20 protein-coding genes are annotated in these 22,832 nt (G+C 68.5%); 15 read left to right on the forward strand and 5 right to left on the reverse strand.

Annotated elements, in window-relative coordinates; translation table 11 throughout:
• Nucleotides 1-163: 163 nt before the first annotated feature.
• From deoC to QZV84_RS10150, 3 genes are read left to right on the forward strand one after another with little or no spacing between them, the layout of a single operon-like run.
• Nucleotides 164-1,171, forward strand: coding sequence for a deoxyribose-phosphate aldolase (gene deoC, locus QZV84_RS10140; RefSeq protein ID WP_292829068.1), 1,008 nt, complete (start codon nt 164-166; stop codon nt 1,169-1,171).
• Between the two features lie 27 nt (nt 1,172-1,198).
• Nucleotides 1,199-2,641 (forward strand): aldehyde dehydrogenase family protein, encoded by a 1,443-nt coding sequence (locus QZV84_RS10145; protein WP_292829070.1) that lies wholly within the window; start codon nt 1,199-1,201, stop codon nt 2,639-2,641.
• Nucleotides 2,638-3,501: an aldehyde dehydrogenase family protein gene (locus QZV84_RS10150; protein ID WP_292829072.1), complete on the forward strand. Its 864-nt coding sequence runs from the start codon at nt 2,638-2,640 to the stop codon at nt 3,499-3,501. Before QZV84_RS10145 ends, QZV84_RS10150 begins: the two co-directional genes overlap by 4 nt.
• 20 nt (nt 3,502-3,521) lie before the next feature.
• Here QZV84_RS10150 and QZV84_RS10155 read toward each other — a convergent pair whose 3' ends face one another.
• Nucleotides 3,522-4,241: an NRDE family protein gene (locus tag QZV84_RS10155; protein WP_292829074.1), complete on the reverse strand. Its 720-nt coding sequence runs from the start codon at nt 4,239-4,241 to the stop codon at nt 3,522-3,524.
• Nucleotides 4,242-4,391: 150 nt separating this feature from the next.
• On the opposite strand from QZV84_RS10155, the gene QZV84_RS10160 reads away from it, so the two are divergent.
• The 3 genes from QZV84_RS10160 to QZV84_RS10170 all read left to right on the forward strand — a co-directional run bounded on the left by QZV84_RS10160 (nt 4,392) and on the right by QZV84_RS10170 (nt 8,585).
• Nucleotides 4,392-5,039: a hypothetical protein gene (locus QZV84_RS10160; RefSeq protein WP_292829076.1), complete on the forward strand. Its 648-nt coding sequence runs from the start codon at nt 4,392-4,394 to the stop codon at nt 5,037-5,039.
• Between the two features lie 256 nt (nt 5,040-5,295).
• A complete protein-coding gene (locus tag QZV84_RS10165) occupies nt 5,296-7,452 on the forward strand; it encodes a DEAD/DEAH box helicase (RefSeq protein WP_292829078.1) in 2,157 nt (718 codons plus the stop codon).
• A gap of 104 nt (nt 7,453-7,556) precedes the next feature.
• Nucleotides 7,557-8,585: an ATP-dependent 6-phosphofructokinase gene (locus tag QZV84_RS10170; protein ID WP_292829080.1), complete on the forward strand. Its 1,029-nt coding sequence runs from the start codon at nt 7,557-7,559 to the stop codon at nt 8,583-8,585.
• A 12-nt stretch (nt 8,586-8,597) separates the two neighbouring features.
• Here the strand turns inward: QZV84_RS10170 and QZV84_RS10175 are convergent, their stop codons facing one another.
• Nucleotides 8,598-10,712: a S9 family peptidase gene (locus QZV84_RS10175; protein ID WP_292829082.1), complete on the reverse strand. Its 2,115-nt coding sequence runs from the start codon at nt 10,710-10,712 to the stop codon at nt 8,598-8,600.
• Between the two features lie 41 nt (nt 10,713-10,753).
• Nucleotides 10,754-12,424 carry an MFS transporter gene (locus QZV84_RS10180; RefSeq protein ID WP_292829084.1) on the reverse strand — a complete coding sequence of 557 codons (1,671 nt, stop codon included), beginning with the start codon at nt 12,422-12,424 and terminating at the stop codon, nt 10,754-10,756.
• A gap of 146 nt (nt 12,425-12,570) precedes the next feature.
• Between QZV84_RS10180 and QZV84_RS10185 the strand changes: the two genes are divergently transcribed.
• From QZV84_RS10185 to QZV84_RS10195, 3 genes are all read left to right on the forward strand, one after another.
• Nucleotides 12,571-13,479 (forward strand): phosphodiesterase, encoded by a 909-nt coding sequence (locus QZV84_RS10185; protein ID WP_292829086.1) that lies wholly within the window; start codon nt 12,571-12,573, stop codon nt 13,477-13,479.
• Nucleotides 13,480-13,602: 123 nt separating this feature from the next.
• Nucleotides 13,603-15,069, forward strand: coding sequence for an aspartate ammonia-lyase (locus QZV84_RS10190; RefSeq protein ID WP_292829088.1), 1,467 nt, complete (start codon nt 13,603-13,605; stop codon nt 15,067-15,069).
• 82 nt (nt 15,070-15,151) lie between these two features.
• Nucleotides 15,152-15,595: a DUF4190 domain-containing protein gene (locus QZV84_RS10195; protein WP_292829090.1), complete on the forward strand. Its 444-nt coding sequence runs from the start codon at nt 15,152-15,154 to the stop codon at nt 15,593-15,595.
• Between the two features lie 59 nt (nt 15,596-15,654).
• Here the strand turns inward: QZV84_RS10195 and QZV84_RS10200 are convergent, their stop codons facing one another.
• Nucleotides 15,655-16,518: a fumarylacetoacetate hydrolase family protein gene (locus tag QZV84_RS10200; RefSeq protein ID WP_292829092.1), complete on the reverse strand. Its 864-nt coding sequence runs from the start codon at nt 16,516-16,518 to the stop codon at nt 15,655-15,657.
• A gap of 63 nt (nt 16,519-16,581) precedes the next feature.
• On the opposite strand from QZV84_RS10200, the gene QZV84_RS10205 reads away from it, so the two are divergent.
• The 4 genes from QZV84_RS10205 to rpsO all read left to right on the forward strand — a co-directional run bounded on the left by QZV84_RS10205 (nt 16,582) and on the right by rpsO (nt 19,537).
• Nucleotides 16,582-17,814, forward strand: a complete 1,233-nt coding sequence (locus QZV84_RS10205; protein WP_292829094.1) for a PrsW family intramembrane metalloprotease — start codon at nt 16,582-16,584, stop codon at nt 17,812-17,814.
• A 163-nt stretch (nt 17,815-17,977) separates the two neighbouring features.
• Nucleotides 17,978-18,346, forward strand: a complete 369-nt coding sequence (locus tag QZV84_RS10210; RefSeq protein ID WP_292829096.1) for an FKBP-type peptidyl-prolyl cis-trans isomerase — start codon at nt 17,978-17,980, stop codon at nt 18,344-18,346.
• Between the two features lie 153 nt (nt 18,347-18,499).
• On the forward strand, nt 18,500-19,066 hold the full coding sequence (locus QZV84_RS10215; RefSeq protein WP_292829098.1) for a YceI family protein: 567 nt from the start codon (nt 18,500-18,502) through the stop codon (nt 19,064-19,066).
• 201 nt (nt 19,067-19,267) lie between these two features.
• Nucleotides 19,268-19,537, forward strand: a complete 270-nt coding sequence (rpsO, locus tag QZV84_RS10220; RefSeq protein ID WP_055835040.1) for a 30S ribosomal protein S15 — start codon at nt 19,268-19,270, stop codon at nt 19,535-19,537.
• A 120-nt stretch (nt 19,538-19,657) separates the two neighbouring features.
• Here rpsO and QZV84_RS10225 read toward each other — a convergent pair whose 3' ends face one another.
• Complete coding sequence (locus tag QZV84_RS10225) at nt 19,658-22,216, reverse strand: LuxR C-terminal-related transcriptional regulator (protein WP_292829105.1); 2,559 nt, start codon at nt 22,214-22,216, stop codon at nt 19,658-19,660.
• A gap of 125 nt (nt 22,217-22,341) precedes the next feature.
• On the opposite strand from QZV84_RS10225, the gene QZV84_RS10230 reads away from it, so the two are divergent.
• Both QZV84_RS10230 and QZV84_RS10235 read left to right on the forward strand, forming a co-directional pair.
• Nucleotides 22,342-22,548 carry a hypothetical protein gene (locus tag QZV84_RS10230; RefSeq protein ID WP_292829107.1) on the forward strand — a complete coding sequence of 69 codons (207 nt, stop codon included), beginning with the start codon at nt 22,342-22,344 and terminating at the stop codon, nt 22,546-22,548.
• Between the two features lie 57 nt (nt 22,549-22,605).
• Nucleotides 22,606-22,832: SHOCT domain-containing protein (locus QZV84_RS10235; protein ID WP_292829108.1), on the forward strand; the 227-nt coding region annotated here is incomplete at its 3' end.

The following is a 22,832-nucleotide window of genomic DNA, read 5'->3' on the forward strand; positions in this document are numbered from 1 at the left end:
CGTCGTCGGGATCGGCGTCGTCGGGATCGGCGTCGTCGGGATCGGCGTCGTCGGGATCGGCGTCGTCGTGATGCTGCGAGCTCGGCGGGTGTCATCCGAGCGCGGTCCGCAGACCGGCGAGTGAGCACTCGCCCTTGCGTCCGCACTCAAGAGAGGGAGAACGATGAGCCGAACCGACCTGCAGACGCTGCCCGAGCGCGCCGTCGAACTGCTCGGCGGCGAGCCCGACGACACGACGCTGCGCCGCTACCTGCACGGACTGCCCGGAGTAGACGCAGTCGGACTCGAGCAGCGCGCCGCGGGCCTGGGAACCCGCTCCATCAAGACGAGCTCGAAAGCGTGGGCGCTCGACAAGATCATCGAGCTGATCGACCTGACGACACTGGAGGGCTCCGACACCCCAGGCAAGGTGCGCTCGCTCGTCGCGAAGGCGCTCACCCCCGACGCCTCCGACCCCACGTGCCCGCGCGTGGCCGCGGTATGCGTATACGGCGACATGGTGCCCCACGCCGTCGCGGCGCTCGGTGCCGCCCACGGCGACCCCGACGACGGACTCGTCTCGGTCGCGGCGGTCGCGACGGCTTTCCCGAGCGGGCGTGCCTCGCTCGAGATCAAGCTCGCCGATACGGCGGATGCCGTCGCCGCGGGTGCCGACGAGATCGACATGGTGATCGACCGCGGCGCATTCCTCGCCGGCCGTTATGGACTCGTGTTCGACCAGATCGCCCGCGTGAAGCAAGCGTGCCGCCGCGCGGACGGCACCGATGCATCGCTGAAGGTCATCCTCGAGACCGGCGAGCTCAACACCTACGACAACATCAAGCGCGCGTCATGGCTCGCGATCCTCGCCGGCGGCGACTTCATCAAGACATCGACCGGCAAAGTGCAGCCGGCCGCCACTCTGCCCACGACCCTGCTGATGCTCGAGGTCGTGCGCGACTGGCACCGGGCGACCGGGACGAAGATCGGCGTGAAGCCGGCGGGCGGCATCCGCACCTCGAAGGACGCGATCAAATACCTCGTGACCGTTGCCGAGACGGTGGGCGAGGAGTGGCTGCAGCCGCACCTGTTCCGCTACGGCGCGTCAAGCCTGCTCAACGACGTGCTGCTGCAGCGGCAGAAGCTGCGGACCGGGGCGTATTCGGGCGCCGACTACGTGACCATCGACTAGAAGACAGGCGACTGAGGACCCAGAATCATGAGCTTTCTCGAATACGCCCCTGCGCCCGAGTCGCGCAGCATCCTGAACCTCCGCGATGCCTACGGTCTCTTCATCGACGGAGAGTTCGTCGACGGCAGCGGCGAGACCTTCGCCACGATCTCTCCCGCAGACGAGACCCGCATCGCGACGATCTCGACCGCGAGCGATGCCGACGTCGCCCGCGCTGTGGCCGCCGCTCGCCACGCGTACGACAAGACGTGGTCGAAGATGAGCGGACGCGACCGGGGCAAGTACCTCTTCCGCGTCGCGCGCCTCGTGCAGGAGCGGGCACGCGAGCTCGCCGTGGCCGAGAGCCTCGACAACGGCAAGCCGATCAAGGAGAGCCGCGACGTGGACGTGCCCCTCGTGGCCGCCTGGTTCTTCTACTACGCGGGGTGGGCCGACAAGCTCGACTATGCCGGTCTCGGCGCCGGCCCCCGAGCGCTCGGCGTCGCCGGCCAGGTCATCCCGTGGAACTTCCCGCTGCTCATGCTCGCGTGGAAGATCGCCCCGGCGCTGGCCGCGGGCAACACCGTGGTGATCAAACCGGCGGAGACCACATCGCTCTCGGCCATGATCTTCGCAGAGATACTCCAGCAGGCCGACCTTCCGCCGGGTGTCGTGAACATCATCACGGGCGCCGGCGCCACCGGCGCCGCCCTCGTCTCCCACCCCGATGTCGACAAGGTCGCCTTCACCGGCTCGACCGGGGTCGGGCGGGCGATCGCGAAGCAGGTGGCAGGCTCTGGCAAGAAGCTCACGCTCGAGCTCGGCGGCAAGGCCGCGAACATCGTCTTCGACGACGCGCCGATCGAGCAGGCGATCGAGGGCATCGTCAACGGCATCTTCTTCAACCAGGGCCACGTGTGCTGCGCGGGCAGTCGTCTGCTGGTGCAGGAGTCGATCCACGACGAGGTCGTCGACCGGCTCAAGACCCGACTGACGACGTTGCGCATGGGCGATCCGCTCGACAAGAACACGGATATCGGTGCCATCAACTCGCGCGAGCAGCTCGACCGCATCCGCGAGCTCTCCGACATCGGCGAGGCAGAGGGCGCTGAGCGCTGGAGTGCGCCGTGCGAGATACCCGACAGGGGATTCTGGTTCGCCCCGACGATCTTCACGAACGTGCAGGCGTCGCACCGCATCGCTCGCGACGAGATCTTCGGCCCCGTGCTGTCGGTGCTGACCTTCCGCACCCCGGCCGAGGCGATTGAGAAAGCGAACAACACGCCGTATGGACTGTCGGCGGGCATCTGGAGCGACAAGGGCTCGCGTATCCTGGCGGTCGCCGACAAGCTGCGCGCCGGCGTGGTGTGGGCAAACACCTTCAACCGGTTCGATCCCGCATCGCCGTTCGGCGGCTACAAGGAGTCGGGCTACGGCCGTGAGGGGGGCCGCCACGGCCTTCTCGCCTACCTGAAGGGGGCGTCAGCGTGAGCAAGCGACTGACCGTGCCGAAGACCTACAAGCTCTACATCGGCGGCGCGTTTCCGCGCACCGAGTCGGGCCGCACCTACGAGGTAACCTCGACCAAGGGCGAGTTTCTCGCCAATGCCGCGAAGGCGTCACGCAAGGACGCTCGGGATGCCGTGACCGCCGCCCGCGCGGCCGTCAAAGGCTGGTCGGGCGCAACCGCTTACAACCGCGGCCAGGTGCTCTACCGGGTGGCCGAGCTGCTCGAGGGGCGCCGGGCGCAGTTCGTGGACGAGATCTCGCAGCAGACCGGCGCATCGACTTCTGCGGCGAACGCCGAGCTCGATGAGACTGTCGACCGCTGGGTCTGGTACGCCGGATGGTGCGACAAGTTCGGACAGGTCGCCGGCAACGGCAACCCGGTGGCGGGTCCCTACTTCAACATCTCGGTGCCCGAACCGACCGGCGTGGTCGGCATCATCGCCCCGCAGGACTCTCCGCTGCTCGGCCTCGTTTCTGCCGTGGCGCCGGCGCTGGTGACCGGCAACACTGTCGTGGTCGTGGCATCCGAACGATTCCCGCTGTCGGCGATCAGCCTCGCCGAAGTCCTCGCGACGAGCGACGTGCCGGGGGGAGTGGTCAACATCCTCACCGGGTCACCCGCCGAGATCGCGCCCTGGCTCTCCGCGCACGCCGACGTCAACGCGCTCGATCTCGTCGGCGCCGGCGATCTCGACTGGATCGACCTGCAGATCGTCGCGGCCGACACGCTCAAGCGCGTGCTGGCTCCCGAGGGGGGTCCGGATGCTGCGGTGCCGAGTCTTGATCGCATCACCGCGTTCACCGAGACCAAGACGGTCTGGCACACCAAGAGCATGATCTAGGGTGCCTGCGGCGGATCCGTTCAGGTGAGGTCGAGCCCACCCCAGTGGCCGGGCTCGGTGAGTTCTCCGTACGACAGTTCGATGCCGTCATCCGACACCGAGGCGACGCACGCCAGGAGGGACAGTGTCGGGTAGCCGTGCGGGCGGTTGTCGCGGATGATCGCCTGGTCGTCGGTGCTCTCCAGGGCACTCGAGCGCTCGAGAATCTCGACCCATGGCATCCACCACCGCTCGCCCTCGGCGATCGAAGCGGCGCGGAACTCGCCCAGCCAGCGTGCGATACGCGGCGTCGCCGGGTCGTCGACATCGTCGTGCGCGATCATGTGCGTGCCGGGTTCGAGGATGAGCGTTCGCCGATGCTCGCCGTTCCAGGTGTGCACCCTTGTGCCGCCGGGATCGACCTCGAGGAGGTTGAACCCATGGGTCCGGGGGTGCCTCGCGGGGGGCTTGCCGGCGACCGAGTCGAGCACGAGCCCGCCGCGCGAGACGAGTTCACTCTCGGGCAGGGGGGTCGACAGATCGGCTCGATTCATCAGCACGGCGAGCCGGCGAGCATCGGTGTCAGCCGCCAGCCACGCGCCGCCGGCACGGACATCGCGGACTCCCACCACCCCGGCGTGGGGTTCGGGCCACCACCGGCCCAGCGGGTTCCACGGGCGATCCGGATCCTCATCGCGGATCGCGAGTACACGCGTGGATCGGCCGTGTTCTGCCGGGACGTGGACGACGACGGTGCACATCAGTGGCGACCCGGGATGCTCAATGACGAAGGCCGCATATGGAGAGCCTATCCGCGCTCCACGCCGTCGGATCGACCTGAGGGCGGCATGACGAGAGCGCGGGAGCGCTCGGGAGCGTTAGTGTCGAGCCACACCCCGACAGGAGGATCCGTGGTCGTATCCGAGCCAGGCCGCACGACGCGAGCCGCCGCCGTCACCACACTCGCCGCGATACTGCTCCTGGCGACCCCGGGATGTGTGCCCGAGCCCGGCCCGACCGCCTCACCCTCGACCGGTGCCTCGATCGGTGCTTCGGCAACCGCGACGGCAAGCGCTTCGCCGTCGACGGATGAGACCTCGACGACAGGTCTCGTCCTTCCGGACACCTGCGAGCAGATCTACTCGCCCACCATGCTCGCAACGCTGACGGCCGAGGTGCCGCCGTCGGGCGATCCGGGGATCACGATGCTCGCGACTCAGAACGTCGATGCGCTCGAGGTGCTGCAATCGGCAGAGGCGACGCTGCGATGCACGTGGGGTCCGCCCTCCGATCGGGGGATGGCGACGAACGTCACACTCGTCACCGCAGAGCAGGGCGCTGCGCTGGATGCCGCATTCCGAGGCGCGGGCTTCAATGCCGAGTCTCTGGGCGAGGGGACGGTGTACCGGATCTCGACGGAGGCGATCACTCAAGACGACGTGCTCGTATCGTCGGGAGAGACGCACTATGTCGGCGTCGGGGGATGGGTGGCGACGCATTGGATCAACGTCGACCCGCCGGGATACACCGAAGACATCGTCGTGACGCTGTGGGGCTGAAGCGCAGGCATACCGGGTGCTCCCATGGCGGCGCGGGGCGAAATCCGCTGCGGAGCCGCTAGACTGATCCTCGGGATCCCGCTCCCGACGTCGCAGCTCGCAGAAGTGAGTGCCCGCGGCCGGAGGCGAAGGCATCCCGTCCCGCGTCAGTGACGGTCCAGCAGTTCGTCAGTACAGCCGCCCGCGGGAGCACGCAGCCCTCGCCGGTCCTCGACTGGCATCGCCGGATCCTCCGGCACCTACTCTCAGGAGGAGCATGCCGACCACGGCATCCGCCGCTCGCACGTCGCAGCGGCGCCGCACGCCGTCGCCCGCTCGCCGCGACGACGAAGCCCCCATCATCCCGATCCTCGCTCGCAAGGTGCGGGAGGTCGAGGCGAAGTCGCAGCGCGGCAAGCTCGGCCCCACCAATCGGGTGAAGTTCCAGGTGATCGCCTTCCTCGTCCGCGAGGAGCGAGCCCGCGTGAAGGCCGACACGTCGATCACCGACGGCGCGCGTGCCGAGCTGCTCAAGCGCCTGGACGGCGTGGCGACGATCCTCGCCAAGACGGCGGCGCGCGACACTTCGCTCATCCAGCTGCTCGAAGTCGACCAGGCGGCCTCGCCCGTCGCCAAGCGCATGCGGCGCGACTGGCTGCTCGAGTCGGGGGCTGACCTCGCCCCCGACGAGCTCATCATCACCGACGTCGCTCCGGTCGCAGCGACCGTGGTTCCCGCCGCGCTCGCCGAGCGTCAGGTCGCACCGCCGCAGGTCGATGCGCGGCGTGAGTCCAACCCCTTTCTCCCGCCCGACCTCGCCTTGCGCACGCCGAAGCAGACCCCACGTCGGCGTCTGGATGGGTGGGAGCTGATGGGCCCGCTCTACAAGGCGTTCGAGACCGGCGCCGGTGGCGGCGCGGCGAGCATGGATCTTCCTCCGGTGCCCGAGTTCGATCGCCTCTCGCCCAAGGGGCTGGAGATCATGGTGCACCAGTCGCGGTTCCTCGAAGCCGTGCGCGGCGGGCACCGCACATTCCTGCTCGCCGACGAGCCGGGCCTCGGCAAGACCGCCGAGTCGGTGCTCGCGGCATCCGTCGCCGAGGCCTATCCGCTCCTGGTGGTCGTGCCGAACGTCGTCAAGATGAACTGGGCCCGCGAGGTGGAGCGGTGGACGCCGCAGCGTCGCGCCACCGTCATCCACGGGGACGGCGAGAGCATCGACGCCTTCGCCGACGTCTTCATCGTCAACTACGAGATCCTCGACCGTCACCTCGCGTGGCTGAGCTCGATCGGACTCAAGGGGATGGTCGTCGACGAGGCGCACTTCATCAAGAACCTCACCTCGCAGCGCTCGCAGAACGTGCTCGCGCTCGCCGCACGCATCCGCGAGCAGGTGCGCAACCCTCTGCTGCTGGCCCTCACGGGAACCCCGCTCATCAACGATGTCGAGGACTTCGACGCGATCTGGCGGTTCCTCGGCTGGACGAACGGCGAGAAGCCGGGCCCGGCGCTCATGGAGCGCCTCGACGAGACGGGTCTGACTCCGGCCGACAAAGCGTTCTATCCCGAGGCGCGCGAGGCGGTGATCTCCATGGGGATCGTCCGGCGACGCAAGAAGGATGTTGCAGCCGACCTGCCCGACAAACTCATCGCAGACCTTCCCGTCGAGCTCGACGACGATTTCGGCCGGTCGATCCGCGCGGCCGAACGCGAGCTGGGCGAGCGCCTCGCCGGACGCTACCGTCGGATCATCCAGGCGCGCGGCGATCGCGGTCTGGCTCCCGGCGAGATCGACGCCGACATCGTGCGGCTTGTCGCACACAACGAGCTCGAGGAGTCGAAGGCGGCCGGCACCGGCAGCGAGAACGTCTTCACCATGGTCCGCAAGATCGGCCAGGCCAAGGCGCTGCTCGCGGCCGACTATGCGGTCCAGCTGCAGCGGTCGGTGGGCAAGGTCGTGTTCTTCGCGAAGCACATCGACGTGATGGATGCTGCCGAGGCGCACTTCGCGTCGGCCGGGCTCCGGACCGTCTCCCTGCGCGGCGACCAGACGACTCCGGCGCGTCAGCAGGCGATCGACGATTTCAACAACGACCCCGGCGTCGGGATCGCGGTCTGCTCGCTCACCGCGGCCGGCGTCGGTGTGAACATGCAGGCGGCCTCCAACGTCGTGCTTGCGGAGCTGTCGTGGACCGCGGCCGAGCAGACTCAGGCGATCGACCGCGTGCACCGCATCGGTCAGGATGAGCCGGTCACCGCCTGGCGCATCATCGCCGCGCACACGATCGACACGAAGATCGCCGAGCTGATCGACTCGAAGCAGGGCCTGGCCCAGCGTGCGCTCGACGGCGAAGCGGTCGACCCGCAATCCAGCGACTCGGTGCAGCTGTCCGCCCTCATGCACCTGGTGCGGCAGGCGCTCGGCGCCGACTGACCAGCCGTCGTCGCGCGCGTGTGGCCGGGCGCGGGATTGCGACGATAATGTCGGGGGGAGGCAGCGTCGCCGATTCACCTCTCCCCGACAGCGAGGATCACAGCATGAAGATCGGCATCCTGACCAGCGGCGGCGATTGCCCCGGTCTGAACGCGGTCATCCGCGGTGTCGTGCTGAAGGGCACGACCGCGTACGACCTCGAGTTCGTCGGCATCCGCGACGGATGGCGTGGCGTCGTGGACGGCGACTTCTTTCCCCTGACCCGCCACGAGGTCAAGGGTCTCTCGAAGGTCGGCGGCACGATCCTCGGCACGAGCCGCACCAACCCCTACGAGGGCTCGCGCGGCGGTGCCGAGAACATCGCGAAGACCCTCTACGGGCACCGGATCGACGGAATCATCGCGATCGGCGGCGAGGGCACGCTGGCCGCGGCCGATCGGCTCTCCAAAGACGGCATCAATATCATCGGCGTCCCCAAGACGATCGACAACGACCTGCGCGCGACGGACTACTCCTTCGGATTCGACACCGCCGTGAACATCGCCTCCGAGGCCATGGACCGGCTGCGCACGACGGGTGATTCGCACCAGCGGTGCATGGTCGCCGAGGTCATGGGCCGTCACGTCGGCTGGATCGCGTTGCACGCGGGTATCGCCGCCGGGGCGCACGCGATCCTGATCCCCGAGGTGCCGCTCTCGATCGATGACGTGTGCGAACTGGTCTCGAAGGCGCACGACCGCGGCCGCGCACCGCTGGTCGTGGTCTCGGAGGGCTTCACCCTCAAGGGCATGGAAGAGGCCTTCAGCGACAAGGGCCTCGACGCGTTCAATCGCCCTCGTCTCGGCGGCATCAGCGAGGTGCTCGCACCCGAGATCGAGCGCATCACGGGCATCGAGACGCGCGCCACCGTGCTCGGACACATCCAGCGCGGCGGCTCGCCGTCCGGCTTCGACCGGGTGCTCGCGACCCGACTCGGCCTGCACGCCGCCGACGCGGTCGTAGCGGGGGCATGGGGCCGCATGGTCTCCCTCAAGGGCACCGACATCGTGCGCGTCCCGTTCGCCGACGCCCTCGGTGAGCTCAACTCCGTCCCGCTCCACCGCTACGAAGAGGCCGCCGCGCTCTTCGGCTGACGGCCGCCGCGCTCAAGCATCGGCCGCGCCGACCACATCCAGCAGCCAGGCGAGCTCGAACGCCCGCTCGCGCCATGCGTTGTAGCGCCCGCTCACGCCGCCGTGCCCGGCGACCATCTCGCACTTGAGGAGGGCGTCGGCGCCTACCTCGCGCAGCCGCGCCACCCATTTGGCGGGCTCGACGTACAGCACCCGGGTGTCGTTGAGCGAGGTGACGGCGAGGATCTTCGGGTACGCGATATCCCGCACGTTCTCGTACGGCGAGTATGTCTTCATGTATGCGTACACGTCCGCATCGTGCAGCGGATCACCCCACTCGTCCCACTCGATCACGGTCAGCGGCAGCGACGGATCGAGGATCGAGGTGAGCGCGTCGACGAACGGCACGTCCGCGAGGATGCCGGCGAACAGTTCCGGGGCCAGGTTGGCGACGGCGCCCATCAGCAGACCACCGGCCGAGCCGCCCTCGGCGACGACGCGGTCGGCGGTCGTGTACCCCTCATCGATCAGGTGTCGCGCGCAGTCCACGAAGTCGGTGAACGTGTTGCGCTTGCGCAGCAGCTTGCCGTCTTCGTACCACTGACGGCCCATCTCGCCGCCACCGCGCACGTGCGCGACAGCGAAGATCACGCCGCGGTCGAGCTCCGACAGACGGGAAACCGAGAAGCCCGGCTCTATCGAGTGCTCGTACGATCCGTAGCCGTAAAGGTGCAGCGGCCGCGGAGCCGTGCCCGCTTCGCCGAATGAGCGTTTCCACACCAGCGAGATCGGAATCTGCGAGCCGTCCTGCGCGGTCGCCCAGACGCGCGCCTGGGCATAGTCGGAGGCCTCGTAGCCTCCCAGCACCGGCTGGCGCTTGCGCAGCAGCACCTCGCCCGACGCGACGTCGTAGTCGAACACGGTGCCGGGCGTGACGAACGATCCGTAGCCGAGGCGGATGAACGGGGGAGCCCATTCCGGATTGCCCTCCGAGCCGACCGAGTACAGCGGCTCATCGAAGTCGAGCTCCGAAACGCCGCCCGTCGCGTAGTCCAGCATCCCGAGGCGCGCGAGGCCCCCGCGACGGTAGCCGAGCACACCCCAGTCGCGGAACGTCGAGACGCCCAGCAGGCGCTCCCCGGGGCGATGTGCGACGACGACTTCCCGCGGCCCGGTGGGGTCGGATGCCGAGACCCGGACCAGCTCGAAATCGAGGGCGCCGTCGTTGTGGAGGATGAACAGCACGTCCTCACCGTCGATGATCGCGTGGGACGAGTCGTATTCGACGCCCTCGGTGCGCGGCCACACGAGCCGCGGCGCGGAGCGCAGGTCGGCGGCATCCACGAGCCATTCCTCCGACGTGATCGACGAGCCCATGCCGATCATGAGGTACCGGTCGCTGCGGGTGAATCCCGCGCCGACCCAGAACCGCTCGTCGGGCTCGTGGAAGAGCTTCACGTCATCCGCGACCGCGGTGCCCAGTTCGTGCAGCCAGACGGTGTCGGGACGCCAGGCGTCGTCGACGGTGGTGTACACGATGAATCGGCCGTCGGGGGAGAAGGTCGCACCGGCGAACGTGTCGGGGATCTCATCCGGCAGAAGCTCGCCCGTGACGAGGTCGCGCACGCGGACCGTGTAGCGCTCGTCGCCGGTGACGTCGACGCCGTACAGCATCCGGTCTCCGTCGGCGGTGACCTCGAAACTGCCGAGAGAGAAGAACTCGTGCCCTTCGGCTTCGACGTTGGCGTCGAGCAGGACCCGCTCGCCGTCGACCGCGACATCGGGCGAGAGATCCGGCGGGGTCCAGTCATCCGGCGCGGTGAGCGGTGCGCGGCATTGGATGGGGTACTGACTGCCCTCGAGAGTGCGCCCGTAGTACCACCAGTCCCCGCGCCGCGTCGGCACCGACAGGTCGGTCTCGAGCGTGCGGCCCTTGATCTCGCCGAAGATCTTCTCCTGCACCCCCGACAGGTGCGCCGTCCGCTCATGCGTGTAGGCGTTCTCAGCCTCGAGGTGCGCGATGACGGCTGCATCCTCTTTCGCGCGGAACCACTCGTACGCGTCTTCGACGTCGTCGCTGTGGTGGCTGCGCACGATCGGCTTGCGCGTGGCGACGGGAGGGGTGGCGGCTGCGGCGTCAGTGGTCACCGTTCCACGGTAGCCGACGCGCGCACGCGCGGCGGCGGACGCTATCTCGCCGAAGCGGGAGCGCCGGCGCGCTTCGGGCGCGGCTGCGGAGCGTCGTCCGGGATGCCGCGCGAAGCGAGCAGCGACAGCAGGGCGAGCACGATGAGCCCGAAGAACGCGGTGCGCAGCGAGGAGAGCTGCGACTCGACGTAGATCGCCTCGAGCTCAGCCGCCTCCGCGTCCGTGAGGCCGGCGTCGGTCGCGATCTTCGGCACGCTGGATGCCGGCACGATCGCGACACCGCCCTCGGTCCGCTCGTTCACGATCGTCTGCGCCTCAGCGGGAAGAGAGCTCTGCGCGACATTGCTCGCGAACGATGAGGCGAGGGCGCCGATGAGGATGGATCCGATGAGCGCTGTGCCGAGCGAGGACCCGAGGTTCTGGAAGACCCCCTGCAGACCGCCCACCTCGCTGGTGTCCTTCGCGGTGACCGACGACATGTTGACGTTGCCGAGCTGCGAGGCGAGCAGGCCCAGCCCTGCACCGGCGCAGAACATGCCGATTCCGAAGGCCGGGCTGGACAGCTCCGGATCGATCGCCGTGAGCAGCAGGATCGAGCTCGCGACCAGGATCCACTGCCCCACCCGCACCACCCGTCGCGCGGACCATCGCGTGGAGAGCCGGGTGCCGAAGATCGAGAAGAGGATGAGCGAGATGGACAGCGGAAAGATCCGCCAGCCGGTCTGCAGGGCGTCGAACCCGAGCGTCATCTGCAGGTAGACCGGCACCATGAAGAACAGGCCCGCGATGATCGCGTACTGGCCGCCCAGGACGCTCAGTCCGCTGCGCAGCTGCCGGATCGACAGCAGGTCGACGTGCAGCAGCGGATCGCGTCCCTTCGCCACCAGTTGGCGCTGACGCGCGAAGAACAGAACGAGCAGCACGGTTCCGATCACGATGAACCAGGCGGTGAGCGAGATCCCCAGGGGAGCGATCTCGACGCCGTTCACCACGGGGGAGTGCAGCGGAACGATCCATCCCCAGACCTTGCTCTGCAGCATCCCGAACACGACCGCGACGAGGCCGAATGCCGACAGCAGCACGCTGAGCACGTCGATGCGAATGCTCCGCCGCGCCGATTTCTCCGCGATCCGCCCCGCGAAGATCACGACGAACACCAGGATCACCACTTCGCCGACGAAGACGTACCGCCAGCTGAAGTACGTGGTCATGAACCCGCCGATGAGCGGTCCGGCGGCCACCCCTGCTCCGGAGACCGCGCCGATCGCGGCGAACGCGGTCACCCGGTCGCGGCCTTCGTAGTTGTCGGCGAGCAGCGCCGCGATCGCGGGGATCACCAGCACGGCACCGAGACCCTCGACGATCGACCAGCCCAGGAACAGCACGGTCATGTTCGGGCTGAACGCCGTCATCAGTGAGCCGATGGCGTAGACGATCGAGCCGATGACCAGTGCCCGCCGCCGACCCCAGATGTCGCCGAGCTTGGCGCCGAGCAGCATGGTGGCGGCCATCGTGAGCGTGTAGAAGGTGATCGCGCTCTGCATCGCGGTGACGCTGCTGTCGAGATCTGCCACGACGGCAGAGATCGACACGTTCATCACCGTGCTGTCCAGCACCATCACGAACTGGGCGGCGCCCAGGATCAGCACGACGAACCACTTCTTCATCTGTCCACCCGACTCTGCCCCGCGAGGGTGGGGGCGTGCGATCATTCAACACCCTCGGATACGGCGACCGCGCCCGCGCAGGACGGGTGATGCGGTGCCACCTGGGGGTTGGCCGAGGTTCTCGGGCCGCGCGCGAAGGACCGCTCACGCCTGCGCAGCCCCGGTCCGGGACCGCAACGTAGGCTGAGTGCATGGATTCGGCATCCGTGCAGTTCGGCCAGTACCCGCCCGCGCGGCGGACGATCCTTCACCTGAGCGACACCCACCTGCTCGCGGGGAACGTCCCGCTGGGCGGCCGGTACGACACCGCCGCGAATCTGCGGCGGACGCTGGATGCGGTGCAGGCGCTCGGCATCCGGCCCGACGCGATCGTGTTCACGGGCGATTTGACCGACCTCGGCGAGCCCGATGCGTACCGGGCGCTGCGCGCCACGATCGACCCGGTCGCAGCGCGACTCGGAGCACCCGTGATCTGGGTCGCGGGAAACCACGACGAACGGCCTGCGCTGCGCCGGGAGCTCCTCGGACTCGAGCCGACGCAGGAGCCGGTCACGGCGGTGCACGACCTCGGCGGGCTGCGGCTGATCGTGCTCGACACCACCGTCCCGGGCTGGCATCACGGCGACCTCGACGAAGCGCAGCTGGCGTGGCTGCGGGAGGAGCTCGGCACGCCCGCGCCGCTCGGGTCGATCCTCGCGATGCACCACCCCCCGCTGCCGTCGCACATCCCGCTGTTCGACATCCTCGAACTGCGCGACCAGGACCGGCTCGCTCGCGTGCTGGCGGGCACCGATGTGCGCGCGATCCTCGCCGGGCATCTGCACTTCTCGACCAGCGGAATGTTCGCAGGAGTGCCGGTGAGCGTGGCGGCTGCCACCTGCTACACGATGGACCTCGCTCGCCCGGCGGCAGAAGTCAACGGGATGGATGCCGGGCAGTCGTTCCAGCTCGTCCACGTCTACGACGACACGATCACCCACGCGGTCGTCCCCGTCGTGGACGCGCTGACAGGCGAGTACTTCACTGCGGCGTGGGTCGAGAAGATGGCCGCACTCACGCCGGAGCAGCGACTCGAAGCGTTCTCGCGCAAACCCGGCTGAGTCGCCACCGTGGATAGCTGCCGATGGGCGGTTGTCCACGGCGTACGAGTACCCTCCGAGAGTGCGCGAGTAGCCTCGAAGCATCCCCTCATATCGCCGTGACCGACCCACGAGGACTTGCACATGGCTCTGGACGCAATGACGCGCACTCGCGTCGAAACCGACTCCCTGGGATCCATGGAGATCCCCGCCGACGCATATTGGGGCATCCACACCGCGCGCGCGCTGGAGAACTTCCCGATCTCGAAACGGCCGATCTCGGTCTACAGCGATCTCGTCCGCGGGCTCGCGATGGTCAAGCAGGCCTCGGCCCGCGCCAACCGCGACATCGGGGCGCTCGACCCCGCGAAGGCCGACCTGATCGACCGGGCCTCGCAGCTGGTGATCGACGGGCACTTCCACGATCAGTTCGTCGTCGGCGTCATCCAGGGCGGCGCCGGAACCTCGACGAACATGAACGCCAACGAGGTCATCACCAACATCGCGCTCGAGCTCGCCGGCCGCGAGAAGGGCGACTACGACTTCCTGTCGCCGATCGACGACACCAACCGCAGCCAGTCCACGAACGACGTCTACCCCACCGCCATCAAGGTGGGGCTGGGCCTGGACCTGCTGACGCTGCTCGATGAGCTCGATCTGCTGCGCCGGGCGTTCCTGGCCAAGGCCGTCGAATTCCACGACATCCTCAAGGTCGGGCGCACGCAGCTGCAGGATGCCGTCCCGATGACGCTCGGGCAGGAGTTCAACGGCTTCGCAACGACCCTCGGGGAGGACCACAGCCGGCTCAAGGAGAACGCGTACCTGCTCTGCGAGATCAACATGGGCGCCACTGCGATCGGCACCGGGATCACCACGCATCCGGAGTACGGTCGGTCGGTGCTCCGGCATCTCCGCGAGATCACCGGGCTCGACCTCGACACGGCGACCGACCTCGTCGAGTCCACGAGCGACACCGGCGCCTTCATGTCGTTCTCCTCGACGCTCAAGCGCAACGCGATCAAGCTGTCGAAGATCTGCAACGACCTCCGGCTTCTCTCGTCCGGGCCGCAGGCAGGCTTCGGCGAGATCAACCTGCCCGCCCGCCAGGCGGGGTCGAGCATCATGCCCGGCAAGGTCAACCCGGTGATCCCCGAGGTCGTCAACCAGGTCGCGTTCGCCGTCGCCGGTTCCGACATGACGGTGACGATGGCGGTTGAAGCCGGCCAGCTGCAGCTGAACGCGTTCGAGCCGGTCATCGCGCACTCGCTGTTCCAGTCCATCACCTGGATGCGGCGCGCAATGCGCACGCTCCGGGTGAACTGCGTCGACGGCATCACCGTGAACACCGAGCGTCTCGGCGCCATGGTCGGGGCATCCGTCGGTGTGATCACCGCACTCACACCGTTCATCGGCTATTCGGCGGCGGCCGCGCTCGCCAAGACGGCGCTGCTGACCGGGCGCAACGTCGCCGATCTGGTCGTGGAGGCCGGTTTGATGTCGCGCGAGGACGTCATCAAGCAGCTCTCCCCGGCGCGTCTGTCGGGCCTGGAGACGATCACGGCGGCGATCCCGATCGTCCGGGCGGATGCCGCGGTGGGTTCCGACGACTGACGAGGAGGCGTGATGGGCGTTGCCGACCGTCGGCGCGAGCGCTAGCGTTCGAGGCACAGCCTGATCTCGAAAGGAACTCGCCATGACCGATCCGCAGAGCCCGGACGCTCCGACGCCTCCCCCCGCGTACGGCTCGCCGCCCCCGGAAAACCCGCCGCCGGCCGCCGCACAGCCCGCCTACCCGGCGGCACCGCCGGCCCCCTCCGGTACGCCGGCGAACCCGGCGATCCCGGGTAGGACGATGGGCATCGTCGCCTTCATCTTGTCGTTCTTCATTCAGCTGGTCGCCCTGATCCTCGGCATCGTGGCTCTCGTGCAGAGCCGGAAGGCCGGCCACAAGAACGGCTGGGCGCTCGCCGCGATCATCATCAGTTCCGTGCTGATCGTGGTGGGCATCATCGTCGGGATCGCGGTGATCGGCACCGCGATCGCCGGCGCGGGCGAGTACGCACGGCTGTGCGCCGAGTACGGCTCGGGCGTCCACCAGATCAACGGCGTGGAGGTCACCCTGACCTGCCCGTCCTGATCAGACCCGCCGAAGCCGCTTGGACGCCGCGATGGTGCCGGGCGGCTTCCGCGTTGCGTTCAGTCGAGGATGCGGCAGTGCGTCGTCAGAGCGCCGATGCCGTCGATGCCGACCGTGACGGTCGAGCGGTCGCGCAGGAACACCTGCGGGTCGCGGGAATACCCCGCCCCGCCCGGGCTCCCGGTCGAGATCAGCGTTCCGGGCAGGAGCGTGGCGGACTTCGACAGGTGCGAGATGAGGGTCGCCACCGGCCGCACCATCTGGTTGGTCGAGGCATCCTGCAGCGTCTTCCCGTCCAGCACGGTCCAGATGTGCAGGTCCTGCGGGTCGGGGATCTCGTCGGCGGTGACCACTACCGGTCCGGTGGGGGTGAACCCGTCGAACGACTTGCAGCGCGACCACTGCGCTTCGGAGTACTGGATGTCCCGCGCCGTGATGTCGTTGACCACCGTGTAGCCCCACACGTGCGAGAGCGCATCCGCGGGTGAGACGTCTTTCGCGGCGGCGCCGATGATGACCCCGAGTTCGGCTTCGTAGTCCACCGACTCGCTGAGCGAGCGCGGCCAGGTCGCCGTGGCGTCGTGGCCGGCCAGCGAGTTCGGCCACAGCCCGAATACCGTCGGTGTGGAATCCGTCTTCAGTCCCAGCTCACCGGAGTGCGCGGCGTAGTTGAGCCCGACCGCCAGGATCACCGGCGGTGTGAGGAGCGCGGATGCGTAGGTCGCCTCCGCGAGCGGATGCCGCAGGCCGGCGTCCGCGGCCTCGCGCACCCGGTCGAGGCGTTCGTCGCCGCCGGCGATCAGCTCCTCGAGGAACCGGGGGGCTCCAGGAAACAGCTCCTGCACGACGATCGCCGTCTCATCGTCCACCACAGCGAGGCGAGGTTCTGCGAACCCCGGCAGGGAGAGGTGGGCGAAGCGCATTGTTCCACGCTACCGGCGACCGGTGCCTGCGCGGCACCTGGCGTGCACCCCTATGCTGTGCGCATGACGCATGACCCCCGGCAACCCGACGCCCGGAACGAGCCCGTCCGCCCCTCGCTGACACCCCCGACGTTCGCCTCGGCACTCGCGCAGCCGCGCATGTCGCAGGGGGCATCGATCGTCCCCGCGCCGGCGCCGCCCGCGGCCGTTCCGGTCGCGCCGCGTGCCGGGCGGACCGCGCCGATCTGGCTCATCGGCGTGCTCGTGCTGATCCTGGTCGGACTGGTGGGCTACTTCCTCAGCGCCATCGGCCCGGCCGCATCGATCATCGGGATGCTGCTCGCCTTCGTTCCGCTCGCGGCGGTGCTGTTCGCCGTCCGCCTCATCGACCGGTGGGAGCCGGAGCCGCGAGGAATTCTCGTGCTCGCCGTCGCCTGGGGCGCGGTCGCCGCCGTCGGCATCACCCTCGGCGTCGACCTGCTCGTGACGCTCGTCCTGGGAGTGGACGACTCGCCGATGCGCGACGCGTTCTCCGCCGTGGTGCAGGCGCCGATCGTGGAGGAGTTCGCGAAGGGCCTGGGCGTCTATCTGATCTTCGTGACCGCCCGCCGGGCCTTCGACGGCCCAGTCGACGGCGTGGTCTACGGCGCGCTGATCGGCGCGGGTTTCGCGTTCACGGAGAACATCCAGTACTTTGCGATCAGTTTCATCGACGGAGGAGTGGTCGACCTGACCACGACATTCTTCGTCCGCGGCATCCTCTCCCCGTTCGCCCATGTGATGTTCACGAGCCTCACCGGCTTCGCCCTCGGGTTGGCGGCGCGACGCGGCGTGAGCGCCCGCCGCGCGATCGGGCCGTGGGTGCTCGGCATGCTGGCAGCGATGTCCCTGCACGCCCTGTGGAACGGGTCCGCGGTGTTCGGCGACTTCTTCCTGCTGTACCTCACGCTCCAGGTTCCGCTGTTCCTGGGCTGCATTCTCGGGGTCATCGCCCTGCGCCGCGAGGAGGCGCGCGTCACGCGATCCCGGCTCGGCGACTATGCGGCGGCGGGCTGGTTCACCCCGCAGGAGGTGGACATGCTGGCGACCGCACCGGGACGCAAGGCCGCGCTGGCGTGGGCGGCCGGCCTGCGCGGCGACCGCACCGGCATCATGAAGACCTTCATCGCCGACGCCACGGCTCTGGCGGCTGCTCGCCAGCGCGCGATCACGGGACGCGACCCGAACGCAAGGGATGACGAGCAGGTGCTTCTGGCGCGTACGACTGCCGCGCGGGCGGCGATGTTCGCGCCGTAGCGACCCGGAGGAAGACCCAGCGCCCGGCGTTCGCGGCAAGGCCTGCGTGATGACCGGGCGCTGAGTTGTTCTGCCTTCAGCGTGGCGTGGGCGGGGCGGACTGTCAAGGGCGTCGGGGCCTGCTCGCGTTGACCAGCGGCGGGTGCTCGGGTTGGATGGACTCATGACAGATGACCGCACCAAGCCCGAGATCGACGCCCCCGAGGGCCCTGCACCCGAAGAACTCGTCATCCGCGACCTGATCGTGGGAGACGGCGCCGAGGCCAAGCCCGGTGACACCGTGAGGGTCCACTACGCCGGCGTGGAGTACGAGACCGGCGAGGAGTTCGACTCATCGTGGAACCATGGCGAAAGCATCCAGTTTTCGCTTCGAGGCCTGATCCAGGGCTGGCAGGACGGCATCCCCGGGATGAAGGTCGGCGGCCGTCGCGAACTGGTGATCCCGCCGGACCTTGGCTACGGCCCCGAGGGCGGGCACTTCCTCGGAGGCAAGACCCTGATCTTCGTCATCGACCTGATCTCGGTCGGCTGACCCGACGAACGTCGACAGGGCTCGGGTGCTGCGGCATCCGAGCCCTTCTTCATGAATTCTCCATTCATGGGAATGGAATCTGGGATCACCGGGTTTTCGACTGAGATGTGCCGCCCTGTCGGCCAGATCACCCACCTCACTCCAAGGAGAGACATGACCGAGACCACCACCGCCCCCGTTGAGATCCCCGGCTACCGCGCCGGTACCTGGGTGCTCGACCCCAGCCACAGCGACGTCAGCTTCACAGTCCGCCACATGATGATCTCGAAGGTTCGCGGTCATTTCGGAATCAAGAGCGCGACGCTCATCGCCCCGGAGAACCCACTCGAGGCCAAGGTTCAGGCGCACGTCGACGCGGCATCGATCAACACGAAGGACGAGGGTCGCGACGCGCACCTGCGCTCCGCGGACTTCTTCGACGTCGAGACCTATCCGTCGATCGACTTCGTCTCGACCGGAGTGCGCGTCGAGAAGGGCGAGATGCTCGTCGACGGCGACCTGACCATCCGCGACACGACCAAGCCCGTCACCTTCGAGTTCGACTTCGGCGGCTTCGGCAGCGACCCGATGGGCAACTACAAGGCGGGCGCGACGGCGAAGACCGTCATCAATCGCGAGGACTTCGGCCTGACCTGGAACGCCGCGCTCGAGTCCGGCGGCGTGCTCGTCGGCAAGGACGTCACGATCACGCTCGACCTTCAGGGCGTCTTCCAGGCCTGATCGGCCCGCATGCGAAGCGGGGATGCCGCGTCCGAAATCCGCCGCTATACGGCGGTCCGGCGGCCAGGAGGAGGGCCCGATGGACCGCGGTGTCGCTCGACTGGTAGACTCTTCAGGTTGCCGTTTGATCGGCCGCGGACAAAGAGAGCTCGCACATCAGGTGCCGGGCGCCGCGCAATGACCAGGAAGGGGATCCCATCTATGCCGCTCGAATCTGACGCCAAGAAGGCGATCATCGAACAGTACGCGACGCACCCCGGTGACACCGGATCCCCCGAGGTGCAGGTCGCGATGCTGACGCAGCGCATCAAAGACCTCACAGAGCACCTGAAGGAGCACAAGCACGACCACCACTCGCGTCGTGGTCTGTTCCTGATGGTCGGTCAGCGCCGTCGTCTGCTCGGCTACCTCCAGGACATCGACATCGCGCGCTACCGCTCGCTGATCGAGCGTCTCGGCCTCCGCCGCTAGTCGCAACCAGCGCATATCGCCCGGTTATCGAATAGCCCGCGAAGCGGGCGTATCGATAACGGAAAGGCCGTCCCGGGTGTGGGGCGGCCTTTCGCCATGCCCTCGGCCGTTCGAGTCAGGTCACAGCAGGCGAAGCTCGGTGGCCCGCGCCACCGCCGCGCTGCGGTTGGGCGCATCGAGCTTGCGGTAGATGTGGGCCATGTGCGTCTTGATCGTGTTGACCGAGACGAAGAAGCGCGCCGCGAGCTCGGCGTTCGTCAGCCGCGTCGGCAGATAGGCCAGCAGCTCCCGCTCGCGATCGGTGAGGGGTTCGCCCAGATGTCCTTCGAGGGGAGCTCGCAGCGTCTGGTGCGCGCATTCGACGATCTCCGCCTGGAACCGCGTTGGCTGCACAGGGAGGCTCTCGATGAGCTTGATCACCTCTGGTCCCGCGCAGACGAACACCGACACTATCCCGTGCTCGGCCGCGAGCTCGAGTGCTTCCATCAGATGGCGGCGGGCCTCGGCGGCCCGACCCTCCGCGTGCGCCAGCCACGCGGTCAGGACCCCGTGCTCGACGCTCGCGAGGGGGCGATCGTCGCGCGGAGCGAATGCCGCAGCATCCAACATCGCGTGCGCCTGGTCCAGCCGCCGCACCGTCAGCGCGCCGGCCACGCTCTCCACGAGCATCGCCGACCACCCGCGCTTGACGGGCGGAATCGTGCCGACGGTGCCGGCCAGGCGCTGCGCGCGGTGGAATGCGGCGTCGAGGGCGTCCCGCACGATCGGGGGAGCAGCCTTGAACGGCTCGTCCTCGGGAGAAGCCGGGTCGGCCGCGAGGACCCTGTGCAGGTGCGCGACCCACATCAGCTGCGTGCGCTGGTTCGATGCCGCGCGCACGGCGCCCTCATGTCGGGCGAACGACGCGGACTGGGCATGGCCGCGATGGATCGCCACGAGCGAGCAGGCCAGATATGCGTCGGCCGGCGCGGGATGCGCCAGCAGTCCGACGTCGCGCGCGAGCTGCAGCGCCTCGTCGGCGAGCCTTTGCGCGATGGCGAGTCGGCCCGACCACGCCTCCAGGAGCGCCTGCGTCCCCAGCAGGTGGACCCGGTACGCCGAGTACTGCGCGCCCGGCGATTCCAGGGTGAGCTGCAGCACCCGTCGCGCCTCGGTGAAGTCACCCGCGAACAGGTGCGCGCGACCGAGCGATCCGAGCGTCAGCGTTTCGAGCAGTGCCCGGTCGGTCAGGCCGATCAGGTCTGGCGGGATGACGTCCGGGTGGGCCCGCAGCATCTTCAGCGACTCGCGGGCGGCCTCGATCGACACCTTGACCTGCGGGCGGAACTGCACTCGTGCCGCGATGTAGGTATGCGCGATCAGCGCGAGTCCCGGTTGCAGCCCCGGGCGGGCGATCAGCCGCCGCAGCACGTCTTCGCTGTGTGCCGCCCGTCCGCTCATGCCGAGCACCATGCCGTACAGCACGTCGGCGACCGGGCGCGCCGTCCGCTCGGTCTCGGGGATCGCCGAGAGCCATTGGGCCATGGAGGCCACTTCGCCGCGTTCGAACGCCTCCCGCCCGCGCGAGAGGATCAGATCCATCGCGCGGTCCCACGAGCGGGCGTGAAGCAGGCACTCGATCGCCGAGGGGACATCACCCTGCTGGACGAACCAGTCGGCGGCGGCGGTCAAAATGCGCACCTCGTCGCCGGGGAATCTCGCCCGCAGGCGATAGCGCAGCAGATCGCGGAACAGATGATGGAAGCGGAACCACTCGTGGTGCGTGCCGATCTCGACGAGGAACATCGAATCGCGTTCCAGCTCATCGAACAGGCTCTGCGCGTCCGGAACCCCCAGCACGGATTCGACAAGTCCCGGTGACATCCGATCCAGGGCGGACAGCCGCAGCATCAGATCCCGGCGCTCCTCGGGCAGGGCGCCGAGCACCTCCTCGCTCAGGTAGTCGGAGATCAGCCTGTCGGTCCCGGCGAGCCGCCGGGTGAACAGCTCCGGGTCGTCCTGATGACGCAGGCTGATGGCGCTCAACTGCACGCCGGCCGCCCAGCCCTCGGTGGTGTCCATGACCGAAGTCACCGTGGCCGGCGTGGTCGCCACGCCCGTGATCCGGCGGAGCACCTCGGCGGCGACATCGTCGTCGAAGGCGAGCTCGGCCTGACGCAGCTCGAGCAGCGAGTACCTGAGGCGGTGCCGGCTCAGCGCGAGCCGCCGATCGCCCCGGGAGGAGAACACCATGTGCGCCCCCGGAGGCAGATGATCGGCGAGCCACCACAGGTCGTCGATGATCGCGTGGTTGGTCAGGGTGTGCAGGTCATCGAAGACGAGCACCAGACCCGGGTGGCCGGCCAGAAGCACACTCAGCGACTGCAGCATCGGCTCGCCCAGGCCGCCGCCTCCGATGGCCAGGAGCGGGCGAAGCTCGATCGCGGCCGGATCCAGCGCCGCGAGGCGTCCGAGCAGCTTGCCGGCGAAGCGGCTCGGGTCATCGTCGGCGCGCTCCATGTCCAGCCACAGGAATCGCAGATCGTCCCGCGACGCGGCCCACTGCGACAGCAGCACGGTCTTTCCCGAGCCGGCGGGCGCGACCAGGAGCGACAGCGGCGCGTCGAGCGCTGCATCCAGGCGTCCGCGTAGCTGCGGGCGGTCCACCGCGTGCGCGGGCGTGCTCGGCACCGCGTTCATGGTCGGCATTCTCGCGCTCGCCTCCCCAGGCGGTGGTGAATCATCCTCGCCGGATGAGGATCCGTCGAGGGCCGCAGACAAGTATGGTTCACAACGAGTCGGGCTGCACAGAGCCAGGAGGCGAAATGACCTCGCATGTCTACGAAGTCATCGTTCGCGGCCGGATGAGCGCCGAACTCATGGCCTCGCTCGAGGGGTTCTCGATCGCCACGGACGAGGGCGGCCTCACCCGGCTCGTGGGTCATGTTCCCGATCAGCCGGAGCTCATCGGTCTGCTCGCCGCGTTCGACGATCTGCATATCGAAGTCGTCTCCGTGAACCCCGTAACCTGAAGCGCACAACGCACGAGCGCACAACACACGAGCGCACAACAACAAAGGAGAAAGAACATGCCCCTTCGCAGAGCAGGTCGTCCCGGCCTGATCGGCATGGCCGCCCGTACCGCGGTCGTCGCCGGCACCGCGACTGCTGTGAGCGGCAGCGTGTCGCGTCGTCAGCAGGAGAAGGCCCAGGGTCAGTACGAGCAGCAGCAGTACGAGGCTGCGCAGCAGCAGGCGCAGATCGATGCGGCTGCGCAGGCCGCGGCGGCGCAGTACGCACCGGCACCGGCACCGGC

It is taken from the genome of Microbacterium sp. (assembly GCF_011620715.1).
Lineage (GTDB): Bacteria > Actinomycetota > Actinomycetes > Actinomycetales > Microbacteriaceae > Microbacterium.

What these genes read in the sequence shown, in the direction of transcription:
- deoC (WP_292829068.1), top strand. Translation starts at nt 164, where the DNA reads ATGAGCCGAACCGACCTGCAGACGCTGCCCGAGCGCGCCGTCGAACTG.
- QZV84_RS10145 (WP_292829070.1), top strand. Translation starts at nt 1,199, where the DNA reads ATGAGCTTTCTCGAATACGCCCCTGCGCCCGAGTCGCGCAGCATCCTG.
- QZV84_RS10155 (WP_292829074.1), bottom strand. Translation starts at nt 4,241, where the DNA reads ATGTGCACCGTCGTCGTCCACGTCCCGGCAGAACACGGCCGATCCACG.
- QZV84_RS10165 (WP_292829078.1), top strand. Translation starts at nt 5,296, where the DNA reads ATGCCGACCACGGCATCCGCCGCTCGCACGTCGCAGCGGCGCCGCACG.
- QZV84_RS10170 (WP_292829080.1), top strand. Translation starts at nt 7,557, where the DNA reads ATGAAGATCGGCATCCTGACCAGCGGCGGCGATTGCCCCGGTCTGAAC.
- QZV84_RS10180 (WP_292829084.1), bottom strand. Translation starts at nt 12,424, where the DNA reads ATGATCGCACGCCCCCACCCTCGCGGGGCAGAGTCGGGTGGACAGATG.
- QZV84_RS10185 (WP_292829086.1), top strand. Translation starts at nt 12,571, where the DNA reads ATGGATTCGGCATCCGTGCAGTTCGGCCAGTACCCGCCCGCGCGGCGG.
- QZV84_RS10190 (WP_292829088.1), top strand. Translation starts at nt 13,603, where the DNA reads ATGGCTCTGGACGCAATGACGCGCACTCGCGTCGAAACCGACTCCCTG.
- QZV84_RS10195 (WP_292829090.1), top strand. Translation starts at nt 15,152, where the DNA reads ATGACCGATCCGCAGAGCCCGGACGCTCCGACGCCTCCCCCCGCGTAC.
- QZV84_RS10200 (WP_292829092.1), bottom strand. Translation starts at nt 16,518, where the DNA reads ATGCGCTTCGCCCACCTCTCCCTGCCGGGGTTCGCAGAACCTCGCCTC.
- QZV84_RS10205 (WP_292829094.1), top strand. Translation starts at nt 16,582, where the DNA reads ATGACGCATGACCCCCGGCAACCCGACGCCCGGAACGAGCCCGTCCGC.
- QZV84_RS10210 (WP_292829096.1), top strand. Translation starts at nt 17,978, where the DNA reads ATGACAGATGACCGCACCAAGCCCGAGATCGACGCCCCCGAGGGCCCT.
- QZV84_RS10215 (WP_292829098.1), top strand. Translation starts at nt 18,500, where the DNA reads ATGACCGAGACCACCACCGCCCCCGTTGAGATCCCCGGCTACCGCGCC.
- rpsO (WP_055835040.1), top strand. Translation starts at nt 19,268, where the DNA reads ATGCCGCTCGAATCTGACGCCAAGAAGGCGATCATCGAACAGTACGCG.
- QZV84_RS10225 (WP_292829105.1), bottom strand. Translation starts at nt 22,216, where the DNA reads ATGAACGCGGTGCCGAGCACGCCCGCGCACGCGGTGGACCGCCCGCAG.
- QZV84_RS10230 (WP_292829107.1), top strand. Translation starts at nt 22,342, where the DNA reads ATGACCTCGCATGTCTACGAAGTCATCGTTCGCGGCCGGATGAGCGCC.